Raw genomic sequence first — 19257 nt, 5'->3', positions numbered from 1 at the left:
CTCTCGACATCCTGCGACCGGCAGGTGGCTCATGACACCGACTCACGCTCGTGGCGCGGTCGGCGAGAACGATGCCGAGCTTCCCGCTACACCTTCGCCCAGCTTGGCAGGGGTGAGTGCCTCTCGCCTCGGCGTGGCGGATCTGGAGTCGCTCGCGCATGCGACGCACGCCAACCCTTTCGCCGTACTGGGTCCCCATGTCACGGCCGGCGGCGAGCTGGAAGTCAGCGCCTATCTGCCGGGTGCGCTGTCGGTATCGCTGGTGGAGCGCGACAGTGATCGCTTACTGGGGGAGTGTACACTCGGCGCCATCGATGGGTTTTTCGTTGGAAAAATGGCAAAGCCTTGTGCCTATCGACTGCATATCCGGTGGCCTGACGGGGAGCAGACCGTCGCCGATCCCTACGCCTTCCCGCTGTTGCTTGGCGACACCGATCTCTACCTGATAGGCGAGGGGAGCCATCGGCGCCTGGGTGAATGCCTCGGGGCCCGGGCGATGACGGTCGAGGGCGTCGAGGGCGTACGCTTTGCAGTATGGGCGCCCAACGCGCAGCGGGTGGCGGTGGTCGGCGACTTCAACGGCTGGGATTCGCGTCGTCACGGGATGCGCTGCCGTTACCCCTCGGGGGTGTGGGAGATTTTCATCCCCGGGATCGGCGCCGGTGAGCGCTACAAGTATGCCTTGATCGACATCAATGGCGAGCGTCTACTCAAGGCCGATCCGATTGCGCTCTCCACCGAGCCGCCGCCACTGACGGCATCGGTGGTGGCCGACGCGACGCCGTTTGCCTGGCATGATCAGACCTGGATGGCCGAAAGGCCCGGACGCCATGCCCCCACGGCGCCGATCTCGATCTACGAGATTCACGCCGGCTCCTGGCGTAAGCATGGCGGCGACGACGGCAGGATCTATGGCTGGCGGGACCTGACCGAATCGCTGATCCCGTACGTGCTCGAGATGGGCTTCACCCATATCGAGCTGATGCCGATCATGGAGTATCCCTTCGGCGGCTCGTGGGGGTATCAACCGCTATCGCTGTTCGCGCCCAGTGGACGCTTCGGTTCGCCGCAGGAGTTCGCGGCGTTCATCGATGCCTGCCACATGGCGGGTATCGGCGTGATCCTCGATTGGGTCCCCGGCCATTTCCCCTCCGATCCTCACGGTCTGGCGCGTTTCGACGGTACTGCGCTCTACGAATATGCCCATCCCTTCGAGGGCTATCACCAGGATTGGAATACCTACATCTACAACCTAGGGCGGCGCGAGGTTCACGGCTTCATGCTGGCCTCAGCGTTGCACTGGTTGCGTGACTTCCATATCGACGGCCTGCGGGTCGATGCGGTCGCCTCGATGATCTATCGCAACTACTCCCGCCGCGAGGGGGAGTGGATTCCCAACCATCTCGGCGGGCAGGAGAACCTCGAGGCGGTGGCCTTCCTCCAGCATCTCAACCAGATCGTCCATGACGAGGTGCCTGGTGCGGTCGTCATCGCCGAGGAGTCGACGGCGTGGCCCGGTGTCACGGCGCCGGTCGATCAGCATGGCCTGGGTTTCAGCTACAAGTGGAACATGGGATGGATGCACGACAGCCTGAGCTACATGAGTCACGATCCACTCTATCGCCGCTATCATCACGATCAATTGACGTTTGGCCTGATCTACGCCTTCAACGAACGCTTCATGCTGCCGATTTCGCATGACGAGGTGGTACACGGCAAGGGATCGCTGCTGGACAAGATGCCTGGCGATGACTGGCAGCGATTTGCCAACCTGAGGGCTTACCTCAGCTTCATGTGGTTGCATCCCGGCAAGAAACTGCTGTTCATGGGCTGCGAATTCGCCCAGGGCCGAGAGTGGAGCCATGACCGTGAACTCGACTGGTGGCTGTTGCAGGAATCGCCCAACGCCGGCATTCGTCGCCTGGTGGGCGATCTCAATGCGCTCTACCGCGCGCATCCGGCGCTTCACGCACTGGATTGTGAGGCGGATGGCTTTCAATGGGTCATCGGTGACGACAGCCACAACAGTGTCTTCGCCTGGTGGCGTCGGGACCGCCACGGTCGCGAGGCCCTGGCGGTGGCGAACATGACGCCGCAACGGCTCGGCGGCTATCGCATCGGGGTGCCTACCGCCGGGAGCTGGCAGGAGCGTTTCAACTCCGATGCGGCATGTTACGGCGGCAGTAATGCAGGCAACGGTGGCGGTTTGCAGACCGAGGCGGTCGCCGCCCACGGCGAGCCTCAGTCGCTGGTGCTGACGCTGCCGCCGCTGGGGGTGATCCTACTGATGCCCGGCGCGCTGGGCGAGTAGCGCCCGAGTGACGCCGTTGGTCCAGCCGAAGCCGTCCTGAAGCGGGTATTCGCCGCCGGTGGCGAAATCCGCACCAGGGTAGAGGATGTATTTTTCCACCAGCTTGCTTTCGCGGCGGTAAAGCTCCTCGACCAGGGCCAGCCAGCGGTCGGCGATGGTGTCGGCGAGTTCGGTGAAGCCGTAACGCCGCAGTCCCTCGATCGCCATCCACTGCAGCGGTGCCCAGCCATTGGGATGATCCCACTGCTGCTGGCTATCGGTGATCTCCGTGGTGGCAAGACCGCCCGGCGTCACGAGTCGGTTGGCGATGATGTTGGCGACACGTTCGGCCTGGGCGTCGGAGGCCGCGCCGACGAACAGCGGAGCGACGCAGGCGGCCGTCAGGTGAACGCTGCTCTGGCCCCGCACGAAATCGTAGTCGTAATACGCGCCTCGGGTATCGCTCCAGAGATACTTGTCCATTGCCGCTTGCCGGCGCAGCGAGCGGCGACGGAAATCTCCGGCCCTGGCGTCGTCACCCGTGGCGGTATGGAGGCGACAGAGTGTCTGCTCGAGATGGAATAGCAGCGCGTTGAGTTCCGGCGTGATGAAGTGAGTCGTGCGAATGGTGCTGAGATCCGTCACATCCTCCAGCCATCGCCCGCTGAAATCCCATCCGCTCTCTGCGCCGGCGCGAAGATCCCGGAACAGCGCCTCCGCGGGGCGGGCAGCGCGCTGGGATATCTCGATGTCCTCCCGGAACGACTCCTCACGGGGCGTGGCGCGATCGTCCCAGTGCCGATTCAGCCGGTTTTCCTCGTCGAGGCGCACGCAACGTCGATGGCTCTCCCCGGGGGCCAGCGTCTTCTCTCCATCCATCCAGAAAGCGTACTCCCGCTCCAGTTGGGGTAGATAGTCGACCGCCTTGCGCAGACCCTGGCGCTCGGTCAGTTCTACCATCATCGAGAACAGCGGTAGCTGGGACCGGCTGAGATAGTAGGTGCGGTTGCCATTGGGCATATGGCCGTAGCGCATGATCAGATCGGCGCAGTTATCGGTGACCGCGCACATCAGGTGGTTCTCGCCGCTGGCGGCGAGCCCCAGCATGGTGAAGTACGAGTCCCAGTAGTAGTACTCGCGAAACCGCCCGCCGGGCACCACATAGTCGTGGCACAGGGCGAGCAACGAGGACCAGCGCGGATGCTGACGCGAATTGCGGGTCAGCACCGGCCACAGGTTGTCGATATGTTCGATCAGGTCGTGCTCGGGGCGGGCTTCGTAGCCCCTGCCTGGAACCATGTCGCTGTAGAAGTGATCGGAGACGAAGACGGCGAGATCGAATCCCACCTGCCGTCGCTGCTGTTCGTAGGCCTCCATGATCTCCTCGGGCCGCTGTCTCGGAATCGAGTCGGCGAAGGTCTTGGAGTCCTCGAAGATATGCGCCAGCGCGACCGCCTCGAACAGCTCGCCGAAGCGGTCGTGGGGGGTGATCGCCGCCTCGTCGATCGAGCAGGCGCTCTCGGATGACATCTGAAAGCTGTCGAGCATGTCGGTTTCCCTGCGTAACGTGGAGCGTACCGGAGACGACATGGCCCCCTGGTTATTCTTCATATTGCCACAGTAGCCCGCCGTCCACCGGTAGTGATGCGCCAGTCATGTAGGCGGCATCGTCGGATGCCAGAAATTCGACCACGCCCGCCACGTCTTCGGGCCTGCCCAGACGGTTGAGTGGAATGTTACCGAGAAGATGGCGCAGTTTCTCCGGATTCTCGTCGAGCGCCGAATTCATCGGGGTCTTGATGGCACCGGGCGCCACACTGTTGACGGTGATGCCTAGCGGCGCCAGTTCGATGGCCAGGTTGCGGGTCAGCATGCGCATGCCGCCCTTGCTCATGCAGTAGCTGGTGAAACCTGGGAAGGGCAGATCCTCATGGACCGAACTCATGTTGATCACGCGGCCGCCGCGGCCTTCGTCGCGCAGATGGCGGACGAAGGCCTGGGTGGTGAAGAAGACGCCCTTGAGATTGGTGCGCATGACCTTGTCGTAGTCGGCTTCCTCGACGTCAAGGAAGGGTGAATCTATCTCGAGGCCGGCATTGTTGACGAGAATGTCCAGCCGGCCCAGCGCCTCGACGCTCTCTGCGATCAAGCGACGATTGGTATCGATATCGCCGATGTCTCCGGTCACGATCGCAGCCCGCCGGCCATGGGCGCGGACACTGCGTGCGGTCTCCTCGGCGCGCTCCGAGGGCCGGCTACCGCTGACGACGACATCGGCGCCGGCCTGGGCGAGACGCTCGGCAATGGCGCGACCAATGCCCTGGGTACTGCCGGTCACCAGGGCGACTTTGCCTGAAAGGCGCATCTGTCTCTCCTTGCGTGATTTCGCTGGCCCTGCATGAGCGTCCGAGCGAAATGTGGAAAATGATGACGGAATCGATGACGGCGGCGTATGGGGTCGGTCAGACCTCCGTGCCGAGCGCGCCCGTGAGGCAACATCTCCATTGAAGATAGAGCAGCTTCGACCTTTGGACCAAAGAGTCGAAGCGTTGTTCTGGCCTCGCGTGGATAGCATGATGTCTGGCGACAAGCCCTCGACGGCTCGATATTGATGCGGACAGGAGTCAACGTGACGGGATTGAGAAAGCTGGGATGGATCTTGGGGCTGGTCCTGATACTGCTGGTCAGCCTGCCGGCGTCGGCGCAGTCCTTGACCTCGCTGATGGGCGGCAAGCAGAGCAGCGGTACTCAGTCGGCATCCGCCCCCACTCCACAGGAACTGAGTAGCTCGCTCGATCAGATCATCACCACGCTCGAGAACAGCGACCAGCGCCAGTCGCTGCTGGAGCAACTCAAGCAGCTACGTGACGCCACGGCGGCGGATGCCAAGCAGGAGGAGAAGTCGGAAGGATTGTTGGGCGCCCTCGCACAGTCGTTCTCTTCCCTGGAAACCGACGGGCTCGACAACCCGATCCGCTACTGGTCGACCCGCGCCGACCAGGCCGGAGACGATCTCTCGACGCTGGTCAGCGAACAACGTCATTGGCCTAGAGTCTTTTTCGAGCTGGCTTGGGTCACCGCACTCTGGGTCGGGGTGACTTTGCTCGTGGCAACGCTCTGGCGTTGGGGCGTCCGCCGATTGGGGCTGACGTGGCATTTACCGGCGGAGCCGACGACCTGGACGCTCGTTCGCCATATCGTGCGGCGCGTGGTGCCTCTGGCAATCGGCTTCGTTGCCGCGCTGGTGACCGTACATCAGGTCACGACCGGCACCGTGGGTCTGACATTGGCCATGGTCGCGGCGTATGCCACGCTTTGCGGCGCTGTCTTCTCGGCGATTTGTGAAATCGTGTTCTCGCTTTTCGGCAGCGGACACCGTCACACCGCGCTACGCATCCTGCGGCGGCGTGGAGCCCGCTGGCTGTTTGCGCTGGGGGCGCTGGTCGCGCTGGGCGATGCGGCCAATGCCGAGGCGATGGTCAAGCCGCTGGGCGCAGGGGTCACGACCTTCCTGTCGCTGATCGCCAATGTGCTGGCGGCATCGCTGCTGGGCGCTTTCGTTCTGGTGTTCCGGCGGCCCATACGACATTTGATTCGCAACCGCCCCTATTCTCAACGCCAGCAGCGTCGCGCGACCACCGAACTGATTCGGGCATTCAGCCGGATCTGGCACATCCCCATTCTGGTCATGGTGGCGGTATCGCTGATCGCGATGATCATGTCGGCAGAGGATTCGCGCATTGCGTTCTTCCGTGCGGTGGTGACGGCTGGGCTCATGATCGCGACCCTGGTGGTTACCGGCCTGATACATCGGCGAGGCGCCAACGTTCGCGAGAACCCCTCCTCGGAATACTCAGCACGCCTGGCGCGCTTCGGCTTCACCCTGGCCCATCTGGCCAGTTGGATGGTATTCGCCGAGCTGGCGATGCGGGTCTGGGGCTCGTCGCTATGGGCGGTGGGCGCCTCCGCCGGCATCGGGCAGCAGATCGTAAAGGGCGTGCTCGGGCTGGGCGCGACATTCCTGTTGGCTTGGCTGGTATGGATTCTGGCGGATACCGCGATCAAGCATGCGCTACTGCGCAGTAGCCGTCGCCACGGCCGGCGGGTCAACGCCAGCGCCCGCGCCCAGACCATCACGCCGTTGCTGCGCAACACCGTGTTCGTGACCATCGCGGTGATCGCATTGATCATCGCGCTGGCCAATCTGGGCGTGAACGTGACGCCGCTGCTGGCGGGTGCCGGTGTCATCGGCCTGGCGGTCGGCTTCGGTGCGCAGACGCTGGTCCAGGATCTGATCACCGGCCTGTTCATCCTGATCGAGGACTCACTGGCGATCGACGATTTCGTCAATCTGGGAACGCACAGCGGCACGGTGGAGGCGTTGAGCATTCGCACCGTCAAGCTGCGGGATCTCGATGGCATCGTGCACATCATCCCGTTCAGTCAGATCCAGGGGATCCAGAACTACTCCCGCGAGTTCGGCATTGCCCTGCTGCGGATTCGGATCGCCCATCACATGAAGATCGACGATGCGATCGAGATCGTGCGCGAGATTGCCGACGATCTGCGCAGCGACCCGATGATGCGCCACCACATCTGGTCGGCACTGGAGGTTCAGGGCATCGAGAGCTTCGATGCCGGGGCGGCGATTCTGCGCGTGCGAATGCGCACCGCGCCGATCATGCAGTGGGACGTGGCCCGGGCCTTCAACCTGCGTCTGAAGCAGCGCTTCGATCAGGACGGGCTGGATCTGGCAATGCCGCGCATGAGTGTGGTGATGGAGCAGACGCCGGTGCCTGCCCGCGGTGAGACAACCCGTGAGTCGGTAACGGCCCCCGGCGAGCCGGACGCCCAGTAGAGTCGGGATACCGTGGGCATCCCCGGAGAGTGAGATACAGTCGCGCCCCTGACGGCCGATAACGCTTCTAACGAACAATGTCATGTGACCAACAACAACAAGAATACGGACCAGGAGCGTTACGATGAGCGAATCGGTGGCGGCGGTCGATGCGCTGTGGGTCACCCTTGGCGCCATACTGGTATTCATGATGCAGGCCGGATTCCTGTGCCTGGAGGCCGGCGTCACGCGCAGCAAGAATGCCATCAACGTGGCGATGAAGAACGTCTGCGATTTCGCGGTGGCGGTGCTGGTGTTCTGGTGCGTCGGTTTCGGCGTCATGTTCGGCAGCAGCCAGAGCGGCTGGTTCGGTACGACGTTCTTCTTTCCCGAGTTCGAGGGGGAGGGCACCTACTGGCTGGCGGTCTACTTTCTCTTCCAGGTCATGTTCTGTGCCACGGCGGCAACCATCGTCTCCGGCGCGGTCGCGGAGCGCATGCCGTTCCAGTCCTATCTGATCATCACCCTGATCGTCAGTGGCCTGATCTACCCGGTCTTCGGCCATTGGGCCTGGGGCGGTGGCTACACCGGTGAGCCGGGCTGGTTGGCCGCGCTCGGCTTCATTGATTTCGCTGGCTCCACCGTGGTCCACAGCGTCGGCGGTTGGGTGGCGCTGGCCGCCGTGTTGCGGATCGGGCCAAGACATGGGCGCTTCGTCTCCGGGCAAGCCACCAAGCTGATGCCGGCGGGCGATCTGCCGCTCGCCATGCTGGGCGTGCTGGTGCTGTTCATCGGCTGGTTCGGATTCAACGGCGGCAGCACGCTGGCGTTCGATGCCAGCGTGCCGGGCGTCCTGATCAACACTGTGATCGCGGCCGTCTCCGGCGTCATGTCGGCCTTGCTGCTGGGCTGGAAACTGCGCGGTTTCGCCGAGGTGCTCTACGCCCTGAACGGTGCGATCGCCGGGTTGGTCGCGATCACCGCCGGCGCTCATGATCTCTCGGTCGATGCGGCGGTAGTGACGGGGGCCGTGGGCGGGGTGCTGATGGTTCTGGTGAGCGAGTGGCTGCTGCGATGGCGTATCGACGATGCCGTCGGCGCCATCCCCGCCCATCTCGCTCCCGGTGTCTGGGGTACGTTGGCCGTGGGGCTGTTTGGCGACGCCGACCGTCTTGGCACCGGCCTGGGTTGGGCCGCGCAGTGCGGTGTGCAGCTTTTGGGCGTAGTGGTGTGCGGGCTCTGGGCGTTTCTGGTGAGCTGGCTGCTGTTCGGCATGCTGGGGCGGTGGCTTCCGCTACGCGTCTCGGCCGAGGCTGAGGAGGTGGGGCTGAACATGGCCGAGCACGGCGCCCGCACCGAGCTGTTCGAGTTGCTCGACGCCATGCGCCAGCACGAGGAGCATGGCGAGATCGGTGCGCGGGTCGCGGCCGACCCGTTCACCGAGGTCGGCCAGATCGCGGCCAGCTACAACCGGGTATCTGCGGCGCTGGAGCGGGCGATGACACGCACCCAGGTGATCATGCGCAACCTGCGCGATGGCATGCTGACCTGGCGAAGCGATGGCGTTCTTACCGCGATCAATCCGGGCGCGGAGGTGCTGTTCGGTGTCAGCGCCGAGGCGGTGATGGGGACCCCCGTCGAGGCCTTGATTCGTTGCCGGGTTCCGGCGCCTGGTCAACGTCGCGAGCTGCGTGTCCGCACGGCAGCGGGGACACGCTCTCTGGAAATCCAGGTCAGCGAGGGAGCGTCCGGCTCGGAAGCGGAATTCGCCGGTATGGTGCGTGATATCACCGAGCGCAAGCGAATCGAGGAGCAACTGAGCCGCGAGCGGGAGCTCGCCTTGGTGACGCTGGCGTCGATCGGTGATGGGGTGATCACCACCGATCACAGCGGTCTGGTCACCTTTCTCAACGCCGAGGCGGAGCGTTTGACCGGGTGGACGCTGGAGGCTGCCCGGCAACTGCCGGTAGGCCAGATCTACAGCCTAATCGACGAGGCGTCGAACACCCAGATCGACAATACCGCCCGCCAGGTGCTCGCCAGTGGCAAGGCGATCGCCAGTCTCGAGACGCGCCTGCTGGTCGCGCGCGATGGCAGTCATTGGCCAGTGCAGGACTCCGCCGCTCCGATTCGCAGTCGCGGCGGCTATACGGTGGGAGCGGTCGTCGTCTTCCAGGACAAGACACTGACCCGCGAACTGACCCGCAAGCTAAACCATCAGGCCAGCCACGATGCGCTGACCGGGCTGGTCAATCGGCGTGAATTCGAGCAACGGCTGCAGGCGGCGCTGCTCGATGCGCTAGGTTTCCATGTGCTCTGCTATCTGGATCTCGATCAGTTCAAGATCGTCAACGATACCTGTGGCCACGGGGCGGGAGACGAGCTGCTACGCCAGCTATCGATGCTGCTGCGCGCCCAGGTTCGGGATACGGACCTGCTGGCGCGACTGGGTGGCGACGAGTTCGGCATCGTGTTCTTCGAGTGCGATCTGGACGATGCGCTACGCGTCGCCGAGAGTATTCGTGAGGCGATCGACGATTTCCGTTTCAGCTGGGAAGGGCGGACGTTCTCGCTGGGCGTCAGCATCGGCCTGGTTGGGCTGGACGTGGCTCGCTCGGTCGTTCTGAGCGACGCGCTGAGTAGTGCCGATGCCGCCTGCTATGCCGCCAAGGAGGCGGGGCGCAATCGTGTTCATATCTACCAGGTGGACGATCGCCAGTTGCTCGATCGTCATGGCGAATTGCAGTGGGTGCCGCGCCTGCAGGCGGCGCTGGACCAGGATCGCCTCCGGCTCTACGCGCAATCGATCGCCTCGGTGGCCAATCCCGGGGATATCCATCATCACGAGATACTGGTGCGGCTGGAGGAGAACGGCAGGCTGTACGCTCCGGGTAGTTTCATGCCGTCGGCGGAGCGTTACAACCTGATCGCACGGATCGATCGCTGGGTGGCGCGCAACACGTTGGCGTGGCTGTCGGACCGGTATCGTCACAAGGCGGGCGCTGGTATCGACACCTGGTCGATGAACCTGTCCGGCGCATCGCTCTCCGACGAACGCTTCTGCGAGGAGCTGGCGCTGTGGGTGCAGCAGGCGGCACTACCGGCCGGTACGCTCTGCTTCGAGATTACCGAAAGTGCGGCGATCTCCCAGCTATCCACGGTGACTCGGTTGATCCATCGTCTCAAGCAGTGGGGCTGTCGATTCGCACTGGACGATTTCGGCGCTGGTCTCTCTTCGTTCGCCTATTTGAAACAGCTGCCGGTGGATTACCTGAAGATCGATGGTGCCTTCATCAAGGATATCGATACCGACCCCATCAATCGGGCCATGGTGGAAGCGATCAACACGGTGGGACACACCGTGGGCCTGAAGACGATCGCCGAATTCGTCGAAACGCCCGAGATCATGGCGCAGTTGTCGCGGCTAGGCGTCGACTTCGCCCAGGGCTACCTGATCGATCGTCCGCAGCCGCTGGAGAACCTGACCGATGTGAGAGTCATGCCGCGCTAGACGGCGCTTCGCCTCTCGGCATGAGTCTGGCTCCAGGACAGGTTCTCGGTCGCCGCGCCCCCATAGCCATTGGTCTGACCCACCAATCGCTAATGGCTGATCAGCATCTGTTAATTTATAATTTGTGTTATTAGGTAATCGTAAAGTATCAATTGATTTTTTGTGAATCGGATTGTAAATTTGTCGGGTATCTTCGAAGTATGCTGACGGCGCGACCGATGCGGACAGGGCGGCTCGCTCCGACGAACCAGGAAGGCATGACCAAAAAGTGACGTCGATCGCGCCAGAGCGGCGTCGAAAAAACCGGATAGCGGACACCGAATCTCACAAGCCTCGAATTCGGAGCATTGCGGTCCAGCCCGGTAGATAACGATTTCGATACGTGGGGTGCGCAATGAGTCTATTCAGTCTGGGTTGTATTGTCGTCGGCTTCGTCGCTTTCGGATTGTTCGTTGCGCTGCGGCTGTGCAGCAGCGACAAGTCTCCGCCCGAGGCGCGAGACCGCCTGCAGGAACCGAGTTCGTCGCACAAGGCGGGCGCCGGGCATCGCGCCTGATCGAATATTTGCGGCATGAATGAATGAAAACCGGCAGCGTCAGCGCTGCCGGTTTTTTGCGTTCAGGGCCCAGGAAATGGAGCGATTCAGGCAGAGGGCGCGATTGGCGCCGCGAGCCCCGGGGTTGGTGATCCCGTCGGAACGTAGGCCTTGGTGATCTCTGGTCGATGGAAGGTCGGGACGTCGCGAATGAAGGCGTTGGTCAACCAGGCCAGCGGTGCGAACTCGGCACCGAAGGCGTTGAAGCAGCCCCAGCGCAGGGCAATGAAGGGCCGCATGAAGATCGGCAGGCGCCGATGGGCACGCAATCCGACGATACGGCGGGTGCGCGTCACCAGCAGATCGACGCGACCGCGCTCTCCCCGAGTGAGCGCTCGGTAGTCGGCGGTGTCGGTAGCAGAGGGAATCTGCCCCTTGGCCGGGTCGCAAGGCTCCAGCAGCAGTCGGGCCAGTTGCTTGACGCTTTGATGTCGCATCCGTTTCTCAGTGTAAGTTCGTGTAGTCTGATGGGCCGATTGTCTCTCCCGGAGGCGCGATTGAAAACCGGAGCAGGCAGGGACAGGCGCCGCAATTCGCAAGACGATCCGGTTTCGCTGTGGCAATGTCCCCGGTTCGATCCCCTTGCTTCGTTCAATTCCCTTGCAGGAGAGAGCAGAGTCCATGCAGCTCGACGACATATCTTTCGGCACCACGGACTGGTCGGCGATCACGCCGACCGAACACGCTGGTGAGACCGGCAAGGCGCTCTGGCGAACTCGGCAGTTCGGTGCGGTCCGCGTGCGAATGGTCGAATACACGCCGGGTTACCTGGCGGATCACTGGTGCTCCAAGGGCCATGTGCTGTTGTGTCTCGAAGGCGAGCTCGTCACCGAACTGGAGGACGGCCGAGTCTTTCGACTACTGCCGGGACAGAGCTACCAGGTTGCCGATCAGGCCGAACCGCACCGCTCCTCGACCGAGAGCGGCGCCAAGCTGTTCATCGTCGACTGACACCGCGGGTGACGCTCAGCCCAGCACCCACTCCCGGAATGCGCGCATCGGTTCGGTAAGATGTCGGTGCTGCGGCGTCAGCAACGAGAGCCGGCCGCGACTGGGGATCTTGTGCGGGAGGGCGTGAACGAGATTGCCCTGGGCGATCTCGGCAGCCAGAAGGCGGGTCCAGCCGAGCGTGACGCCCTGGCCGGCCAGCGTCGCGTTCATCAGCAGTTGGAAGCTGTTGGCGCGCAGGGTATGAAGGGGTGGCTGCCAGTCGAGTTCCAGCGCCTGAAACCAGAGTTCCCAGGTCAACCAGTCGTGATAGTGATCCTCGACCACCATCAAGGTGTGTCGGTTCAGCAGGTCCTGCGGATCGGCGATGCCCCCGTGACGCTCGAGATAGATCGGGCTGCAGACGGCGGCGACGTCTTCCTGGGCGAAGATGGCATCGGCGGTGAGGCCTGGCGGGTCGACCTCCCGGGGCACGTGGTAGTAGATACCGAGATCGAATTCGGCCAGGTCGAGGCGGTGAGGGTCCTCGACGGTGAGAATGCGGATCTCGATATCGGGATGGGCGCGCTGGAAGTCCGGCAGTTGGCGGGCCAGCCAGATCGAGGCGATGGTCGGGCTCGACGTCAGCGTCAACTGACGATCGTCGCCGCGACGCCGCAGGCGAGCGGTCTCGTCGCGGAGCTCACGCAACAGGCGTTGTACCACGCGGAAATAGTGCTCGCCGGCCGGGGTCAGGCGCAGGCCGTCGTAGTGGCGCTCGAACAACGGGCGGCCCAGGTCCTCCTCGAGCCGCTTGATCTGCCGGCTGACGGCGCTCTGGGTCAGGCTGAGCTCGCTCCCCGCCTGGGTGAAGCTGCCATGGCGGGCGGCCGCTTCGAAAGCGCGCAGGCAGGTGAGGGGTGGCAGGGCATCGCGCGTGGACATGGAGGCTTCCGCAACCGTGGAATGACGGCTGCGGAGCATAACACGGGCGTCGTGCGACGCCCCGAGAGGCACGGTCAGGTGGCGGTTCGCGGAATCTCCCGCTCCCATGATCTATCGCTGATCAACGTTTCACCTTCGAACGCGCGCTGCTCGGCGCTCAGGTAGAAGGTGGTCTCGTCGCAATGCAGGTGATAGCGGCTGGTCACTTCCACGGAGAACCGACCTACGCCCTGCTCACGGCTGGCACGATAGACCCACTCGATATCGGCACGGGTACGGGTGGCATCGGTGGGGTGGCTCGAATAGACCTCTTTCGCGCGCTGCTCGACGCGCAGGCCGTGGCTCTCGAAGCGCACGTCTCCCATGTCGTCCTCGATGGTGACGGTCACCTCGCCGCTGCCCACGTCTTCATGGATCGTGCGCCTGGGTTGACCGGCGCGCAGCGTCTCGACCCGGCACGGCGTGGCGCTCTCCGGCGGTTCGAACGGCATCGGGATGGTTTCGGCTCGGCATAGCGGCAGTTCCAGAGTCGGCTTGCCAGCCTTGAGCGTCAGGTCGGCACGCTTTTGGGGTGACCAGATCAGCGGAAAACTGGCGCTGGAGAGTGCCAGACGCAGGCGGTGTCCCTTGGGCAGGCGGTAGCCGATCAGATCCAGCGGTAGCCGCACGTCCATCGGCTCGCCGGGAATCGGCGGAGTGATCCTGCCCGCATCGTCGCGGAGATTGAGGTTGAGCGTGCCGTAGGTGATCAGCGCGCTCTCGCCGCTCGGCGCGACATCGCACAGACGCACGTGGAACTGACCGCAAGCTTCGGCGCTGGCGATCGTCGCGGCGACCGTCGGCTGGCCCAGGATATCCAGACCCTCGGCGTAGGGTTCGGAGTCGAAGGTCAGTGACAGGCCATCGTCGCGACGCTGATCCGGCGGAAAGTCGGCACCGAACCACAGCGGGATGTACTCGCCCTGCAGCGAGCCTGCCGTCAACGGCGAGGCGATCAGACGATCACCGCTCAATTCGCCGTCAGGGCTCAGGCCACGCTCGCTCAGCGCGAGAATCGTCGTCTCGATCTCGTCGGTTGGCGCGGGCCAGTTCGAGGTGCGTACCCACTCGCCCGGCCGTTCCAGATACTTGGGCGCCGGCGGGACACCATCCTGCAGATAGAAGGTGCAGGGCGGCTCATCCATGATCCCGGTATCGATGCCCTTGAGCCAGTAGTCCCACCAGCGCAGCGCCTCCTGCAGAAAGCCGATGGCCGGATCGGGAATCGCGAAGTGGGGGTACTTGTGCATCCAGGGCCCGAGCAGCGCCTTCTTCGGGCAGGAGAGATGCTCCATCATCCGCGGGATCGTATTGATGTAGGAATCGCCCCAGCCGCTGATCATGTAGACCGCGGCTTCGATGTCGCCATAGTTCTCGCAGATCGAACCATGCTTCCAGTAGTCGTCCCGGTGCTGGTGGCGCAGCCAGGGCTCGGCCAGCAGCGGCATGTTGTCGAGACGATGCTTCCACATCTCTCGCCAGCGTTCGCCGACCAGCAGCGGATCGGGCACGGCGGCGGAGAAGCTCAGCATGGTGGCGGCCCAGCCGAGATTCTCGAGCAGCATATTGCCGCCCTTGTAGTGGATATCGTCGGCGTAGCGGTCGTCGGTGGAGCAGAGGGTGATGATCGCCTTGAGGGGGGCGGGTCTGAGCGCGGCCACCTGCAGGCCATTGAAGCCGCCCCAGGAGATACCCATCATCCCGAGCTTGCCGTCGCACCACGGCTGTTGAGCGATCCAGTCGATCACCTCCAGCGCGTCGGCCTGCTCCTGCGCCGCGTACTCATCCTCCATCAGTCCGTCCGATTCGCCGTTGCCGCGCATGTCGACGCGCACGCTGGCGTAGCCGTGGCCGGCGAAGTAGGGGTGGGTCAGCTCGTCACGCACCGCCGTGCCGTCCCGCTTGCGGTAGGGCAGGTACTCGAGGATCGCCGGCACCGGGGTCGTTTCGGCATCCTCCGGCAGCCAGATTCTGGCAGCCAGGCGGGTGCCGTCGGCCAGCACGATCCACTGGTTCTCGATTTCGCGCACGCGGTGCGGAAAGTCCTGCTTGATCTTCATGCCTTGTCCTTGGCTGTGCGGGAAGGGGTTGAAGGTGTCGGTACTTTTTCGAGCCGCTCAGGATGCTTGAGCCAGGCCCACAGCGAGCCGGTGGCCAGCAGCACGATCAGCATCGCCGGGAGGCCGCCGAGGTTGGAGAGCATCTTGATGCCGTCGATTCCCACGAAACTGACCATGACCCAGGAGACCACGCCGACGATCACGCCCCAGATCACCTTCATCGGGACACCGGCGTTGAGGTCGGAGTCGGCTGTCAGGCCGCGGGTGCAGAGGTTGCCGATGGCGTCGGTCTGGGAGTCCGCCGCGGTGACGTAGGAGATGTAGGCGATGAACAGCAGCAGCGGTATCCACACCTGGGAGAATGGCAACTGACGGAACAGCGCATAGAGCACGTTTTCGACGCCACGATCGTTGAGCACGGCATAGAGGTCGGCGCCGCCCGTGCCGGCATGAGCCTGGAAGTAGAGCGCGGTGCCGGAGAAGATCAGGATCCAGACGCTGGCGAACAGTGCCGGATAGAGCAGATTGACGCGCAGGAACTCGCGCACCGTGTAGCCGCGGGAGATCTTGCCCAGAAACAGCGCCGCCACCGGTGCCCAGGCGAACCACACCGCCCAGTAGAAGATCGACCACCACTGCGGCCACGGGTCGTTGCCCGCGGCGCCGGTGAACAGGCTCTTGGTGAAGAAGTTGTCGAGATAGACGCCGAACGATTCGACGCCCAGGGCCAGACAGAAGACGGTCGGGCCGACGATGAACATGAAAACGCCGAGAATCGCCAGCAGCACGGCATTCAACGACGACAATCGGGCGATGCCCTTCTGCAGGCCGCTGGCGGCTGAAATCACGAAGGTCACCACGATGATGGCGATGATCACGCCGAGTCGCAGCGGACTGGTCTCACCGCCCAGATACTGGCCCGCGCCGCCGGCCAGGGTCAGCGCGCCGGTGCCCAGCGACGATGCCATACCGGCCACCAGCGCGTAAAGCGAGATTGCATCGATCAGGCCGCCGAAGCGCTTGATCCTGGGGCCGAAGACCGGCTCCAGCATGCTCGAGATCGAGAAGCGCAGGCGCAGATTGTAGAACGCCAGCGCAAAGATCAGCGCCGGCACGGCGTAGATTGCATAGGGCGTGAACGACCAGTGCAGAAACATGGTCGACATGGCGAACAGCATGGCGTCGCTCGACCCCGCCTCCAGCCCGCTGGAGTCGGGTGGGCCCATGTAGTGGTAGAGCGGTTCGGCGGTGGTCCAGAACAGCACACCCACGGCGAGCGTGGTGCACAAGGTGATCGAGAACCAGCGCAGGCGCGACAGCAGCGGCGTGGCATCCCGGCCGCCGATGCGGATACCGCCGAGCGGAGAGAAATAGACGATCACCGCCATGACCAGCAGATAGAGGCTGCCCAGGCTGAACAGCCATGAGAAATTGGTCAGGACCGCATCGTTGAGCGCGCTGGCCGTGGCCAGAAACGCGTCCAGGTCGACATAGCTGGCAATGACCGCGACCAGCAGTATCAAAAAGGTCGGCCAGAATACCAGTGGCCGCAGCGAAGTCTGCATACCCGTCTCCCGTTATCGTTATCGTAGGCGTCGATACGCCATGCTTATGGCGCTATAACCTAACGCCTTTGCTACCCGGTGGGGCAAGCGGCCGCTGGGAATGACGGTATGCCTCTGGCTCATGGGGTGCGGTGGCGGCGGTTGCTATCGAACCCTGTAGAATGCGGCCGAAAATCGACGAAGGAGACGCAATGGAGCCTGAAGACCTCACCAGACTGGTCACCCGCAAGATGCCTTTCGGCAAGTACGAGGGATGGCTGATTGCCGACCTGCCGGGCCCATACCTGAACTGGTTCGCCCGAGAGGGCTTTCCGGGCGGGGAGATCGGACGTCTGCTCGCGCTGATGCACGAGATCGATCACAACGGCCTTAGTGGGCTGTTGGACCCTTTGAGAGAGCGGCGGTGACGCCAGTAGCCGGGTCGGTCGAACAACTTTTCCTGCGGCGGATGCCGCAAGGCCCGCTGCAGCCCGATGATATCGGTCTGCGTTCTGCGGCGGTCGATGATGGGAAATCGCTGCCTCAGGCCCCGTCATTCCGGCGTCGACCCTGACATGCGTAACCGCCCCAGGCGATCCGGCTCACCCCAGCAGGCGGCCCACCAGGTAGGCGGCGACCAGACCGCTGGCGATGGCGCCGGAGGCCCAGGCTCGGCGTCGCCGGCGGGTCTGGAAATGGCGCAGTGCGACGTCCAGCTTGCGGGTCAGCAACTGCTGGCGAGCGGCGGCAGGCGCGGCCATCGGCGAGAAGTCGTTGGCCGCATCGCCGTGCCAGTGGGGCGCGTGGGTCAGGCCGAGCCCGGCCCGTAGTTGACCGATATCGCTGAGCAAACGATGGATGTCGTCATACTCGGCGCGGCGCTCGGGCGAGCCCAGGGCGGCTTGCGCATCCGCCCTCAATGACTGATTGGGACAGCGCTGGGTCGCGCGGCTCAGTGCCTCCGGCGTCGCCTGTTTCGCGATGCCCAGCCGCAGGTAGAGATCACGCATGCTGCATCAGCAGGTCGTAGGCGCTCTTGATGCGCTGAAAGCGCTGCGAGGCGAGCGTGACTCGCCACTCGCTCTGGCCGTGGAAGCGATCGGGGTGATGGCGTTGGGCGAGACGGCGATAGGCGAGCTTGATCTCCTGTCGGGAAGCGTTGGCACCCAGCTCGAGTTCAATCAGGGCCCGCCTAACGCGATAGGAGGGGGCTGCGTGGTCAGGTCGGTGCGCTTGCTCCCGTCGCTGCTGCTCCTGCTGGTGCCACCGTTGGCGCGCCTCCTCCTCGCCCTTCCTGCGCGCCTCCTCTTCGGCCCTTCTCCGGGCCTCCGCGCGTGCCCGTTGTTCCCGCTCGGCCTTGGCCGCGGCTTCCCGTCGCTGTTCTCGCTCCCGGGCTTGCTGGGCCTGCTGGCGACGCAACCGCTGCTGGCGCCTGCGTTCATGCCACTGGCTTTCCGCCAGTCGCCTGACGCGGGCACGCCACGAGGCTCGAGGCGCGGCAGTCGTCTGTCGCGTCGCGCCGGCGTACGGCTGCTCGGCGGCGCTCGCGGCGTCGAACCCCGCTTCGGCAGATTGCCAGTGGCTGCGGTGGCTGAGGTCTTCCGGGGCGGCCAGCGTGCGACCGGTGACTTCCCGGTAGAGCGCCCGCAGCGAATCAGGAGAGACACATGACAGGTCGGCCAGAAAGCGCAGGATATGATGGTTGCGCAGGCTCAGGGCGCCATCGCTGGTGGCGAGGACGACCGCTTCGCGCAGGAATGCCTTGGCCGGCTCGGCCTGTGCCTTCACCAGTACCTCGGCTGCCAGTTGGACGTCGTCGAGACGGCTCTGCGTCACCGCCGACAGCAGGATATCGAGATCCTCCCGATGGCGTGCGAGCCCGGCCAGGCGCTCGAGATATCGGCGATCTTCCCGCAGGGTCACGGTCTTGTTGGCATAGATCCAGCACAGTAGCAGCAGCTCGGCGCTCTCTCGCTGGTTGGCGCTCTTCACGAGCAGTGATTCGAAGGACGAGAAGCCGTTTGAGAACATGGGCGTTCCGCACGATCCGGGGTGGTGATATCGGATTGCTGTTGTTTGTCGCCGAGTATACCCAATCGGTTCGGTCGGTGGTCCTCTCCAGGGCAGAAATCCCGGCCGGGAATGGACCGTTGCGTCAGTCAGCGAGGGAGAGCGTCAAGGTGACGATGCCTTCCTGGCTGGCCAGCTCCTCGGCCCGGGCCAGCAACTGCGAACCACAACCGCGCCGGAAATGGTCCGGGGCGACGAACAGCGCTTCCAGCTCCCGTTCGCCGACGTCGACGACGGTGTAGCCAACGATGTTCCGCCCTTGTTCCGCCACGATCGCGTGACCCTGTCGAAGGAGATGTCGGAAACCGTCGCTCGGTGCGGCAGCGAGCCAGGTCTCCAGTGCGGCGGGCGGGTAGTGCCCCGCGCACTGAACCCTTGCCGCCCGGTTACGAATCGACCAGAGCGCCGGCAGGTCGTCGAGCGTTGCCACGCGAAAGGC

At 64.0% G+C, this 19257-nt stretch carries 15 protein-coding genes; 6 read left to right on the top strand and 9 right to left on the bottom strand.

Annotation, left to right across the window (positions count from 1 at the left end):
* Positions 1-31 precede the first annotated feature (31 nt).
* A complete protein-coding gene (gene glgB / locus DOM56_RS04085; RefSeq protein WP_110707638.1) occupies positions 32-2311 on the top strand; it encodes a 1,4-alpha-glucan branching protein GlgB in 2280 nt (759 codons plus the stop codon).
* On the opposite strand, the gene treF is transcribed toward glgB, so the two are convergent.
* Together treF and DOM56_RS04075 are read right to left on the bottom strand one after the other, a co-directional pair.
* Complete coding sequence (gene treF, locus DOM56_RS04080) at positions 2282-3838, bottom strand: alpha,alpha-trehalase TreF (protein WP_110707637.1); 1557 nt, start codon at positions 3836-3838, stop codon at positions 2282-2284. The genes glgB and treF overlap by 30 nt on opposite strands.
* A gap of 52 nt (positions 3839-3890) precedes the next feature.
* Positions 3891-4655: a 3-oxoacyl-ACP reductase family protein gene (locus DOM56_RS04075; RefSeq protein ID WP_110707636.1), complete on the bottom strand. Its 765-nt coding sequence runs from the start codon at positions 4653-4655 to the stop codon at positions 3891-3893.
* Positions 4656-4919: 264 nt separating this feature from the next.
* Between DOM56_RS04075 and DOM56_RS04070 the strand changes: the two genes are divergently transcribed.
* From DOM56_RS04070 to DOM56_RS19645, 3 genes are all read left to right on the top strand, one after another.
* Positions 4920-7148, top strand: a complete 2229-nt coding sequence (locus tag DOM56_RS04070) for a mechanosensitive ion channel domain-containing protein (RefSeq protein WP_157958157.1) — start codon at positions 4920-4922, stop codon at positions 7146-7148.
* 124 nt (positions 7149-7272) lie between these two features.
* On the top strand, positions 7273-10638 hold the full coding sequence (gene amt, locus DOM56_RS04065; protein WP_110707634.1) for an ammonium transporter: 3366 nt from the start codon (positions 7273-7275) through the stop codon (positions 10636-10638).
* Between the two features lie 394 nt (positions 10639-11032).
* The gene (locus DOM56_RS19645; protein WP_157958156.1) at positions 11033-11194 is read left to right on the top strand and encodes a hypothetical protein; all 162 of its coding nucleotides are present in this window, start codon (positions 11033-11035) and stop codon (positions 11192-11194) included.
* An 86-nt stretch (positions 11195-11280) separates the two neighbouring features.
* On the opposite strand, the gene DOM56_RS04060 is transcribed toward DOM56_RS19645, so the two are convergent.
* A complete protein-coding gene (locus DOM56_RS04060) occupies positions 11281-11670 on the bottom strand; it encodes a hypothetical protein (RefSeq protein ID WP_110707633.1) in 390 nt (129 codons plus the stop codon).
* A gap of 184 nt (positions 11671-11854) precedes the next feature.
* On the opposite strand from DOM56_RS04060, the gene DOM56_RS04055 reads away from it, so the two are divergent.
* Complete coding sequence (locus DOM56_RS04055) at positions 11855-12184, top strand: DHCW motif cupin fold protein (protein WP_110707632.1); 330 nt, start codon at positions 11855-11857, stop codon at positions 12182-12184.
* Positions 12185-12199: 15 nt separating this feature from the next.
* Here DOM56_RS04055 and DOM56_RS04050 read toward each other — a convergent pair whose 3' ends face one another.
* From DOM56_RS04050 to DOM56_RS04040, 3 genes are all read right to left on the bottom strand, one after another.
* On the bottom strand, positions 12200-13105 hold the full coding sequence (locus DOM56_RS04050) for a LysR substrate-binding domain-containing protein (protein WP_110707631.1): 906 nt from the start codon (positions 13103-13105) through the stop codon (positions 12200-12202).
* Between the two features lie 74 nt (positions 13106-13179).
* Positions 13180-15204, bottom strand: coding sequence for a CocE/NonD family hydrolase (locus DOM56_RS04045; protein WP_110707630.1), 2025 nt, complete (start codon positions 15202-15204; stop codon positions 13180-13182).
* Complete coding sequence (locus DOM56_RS04040; protein ID WP_110707629.1) at positions 15201-16769, bottom strand: BCCT family transporter; 1569 nt, start codon at positions 16767-16769, stop codon at positions 15201-15203. Before DOM56_RS04040 ends, DOM56_RS04045 begins: the two co-directional genes overlap by 4 nt.
* A gap of 191 nt (positions 16770-16960) precedes the next feature.
* On the opposite strand from DOM56_RS04040, the gene DOM56_RS04035 reads away from it, so the two are divergent.
* A complete protein-coding gene (locus tag DOM56_RS04035) occupies positions 16961-17176 on the top strand; it encodes a DUF3820 family protein (RefSeq protein WP_110707628.1) in 216 nt (71 codons plus the stop codon).
* A gap of 174 nt (positions 17177-17350) precedes the next feature.
* Here the strand turns inward: DOM56_RS04035 and DOM56_RS04030 are convergent, their stop codons facing one another.
* The 3 genes from DOM56_RS04030 to DOM56_RS04020 form a co-directional block, all read right to left on the bottom strand.
* Positions 17351-17758 carry a hypothetical protein gene (locus DOM56_RS04030; RefSeq protein WP_110707627.1) on the bottom strand — a complete coding sequence of 136 codons (408 nt, stop codon included), beginning with the start codon at positions 17756-17758 and terminating at the stop codon, positions 17351-17353.
* Complete coding sequence (locus DOM56_RS04025; RefSeq protein ID WP_110707626.1) at positions 17751-18779, bottom strand: J domain-containing protein; 1029 nt, start codon at positions 18777-18779, stop codon at positions 17751-17753. The genes DOM56_RS04030 and DOM56_RS04025 overlap by 8 nt, the downstream gene beginning before the upstream one ends.
* Positions 18780-18903: 124 nt before the next feature.
* Positions 18904-19248, bottom strand: a complete 345-nt coding sequence (locus tag DOM56_RS04020; RefSeq protein WP_157958155.1) for a GNAT family N-acetyltransferase — start codon at positions 19246-19248, stop codon at positions 18904-18906.
* Between the last annotated feature and the right edge of the window lie 9 nt (positions 19249-19257).

This window comes from Salinicola sp. CR57, assembly GCF_003206585.1.
GTDB lineage: Bacteria > Pseudomonadota > Gammaproteobacteria > Pseudomonadales > Halomonadaceae > Salinicola > Salinicola lusitanus.
Note: the sequence above shows the minus strand (reverse complement) of the source record. Positions and strands in the feature narration are given on the sequence as shown.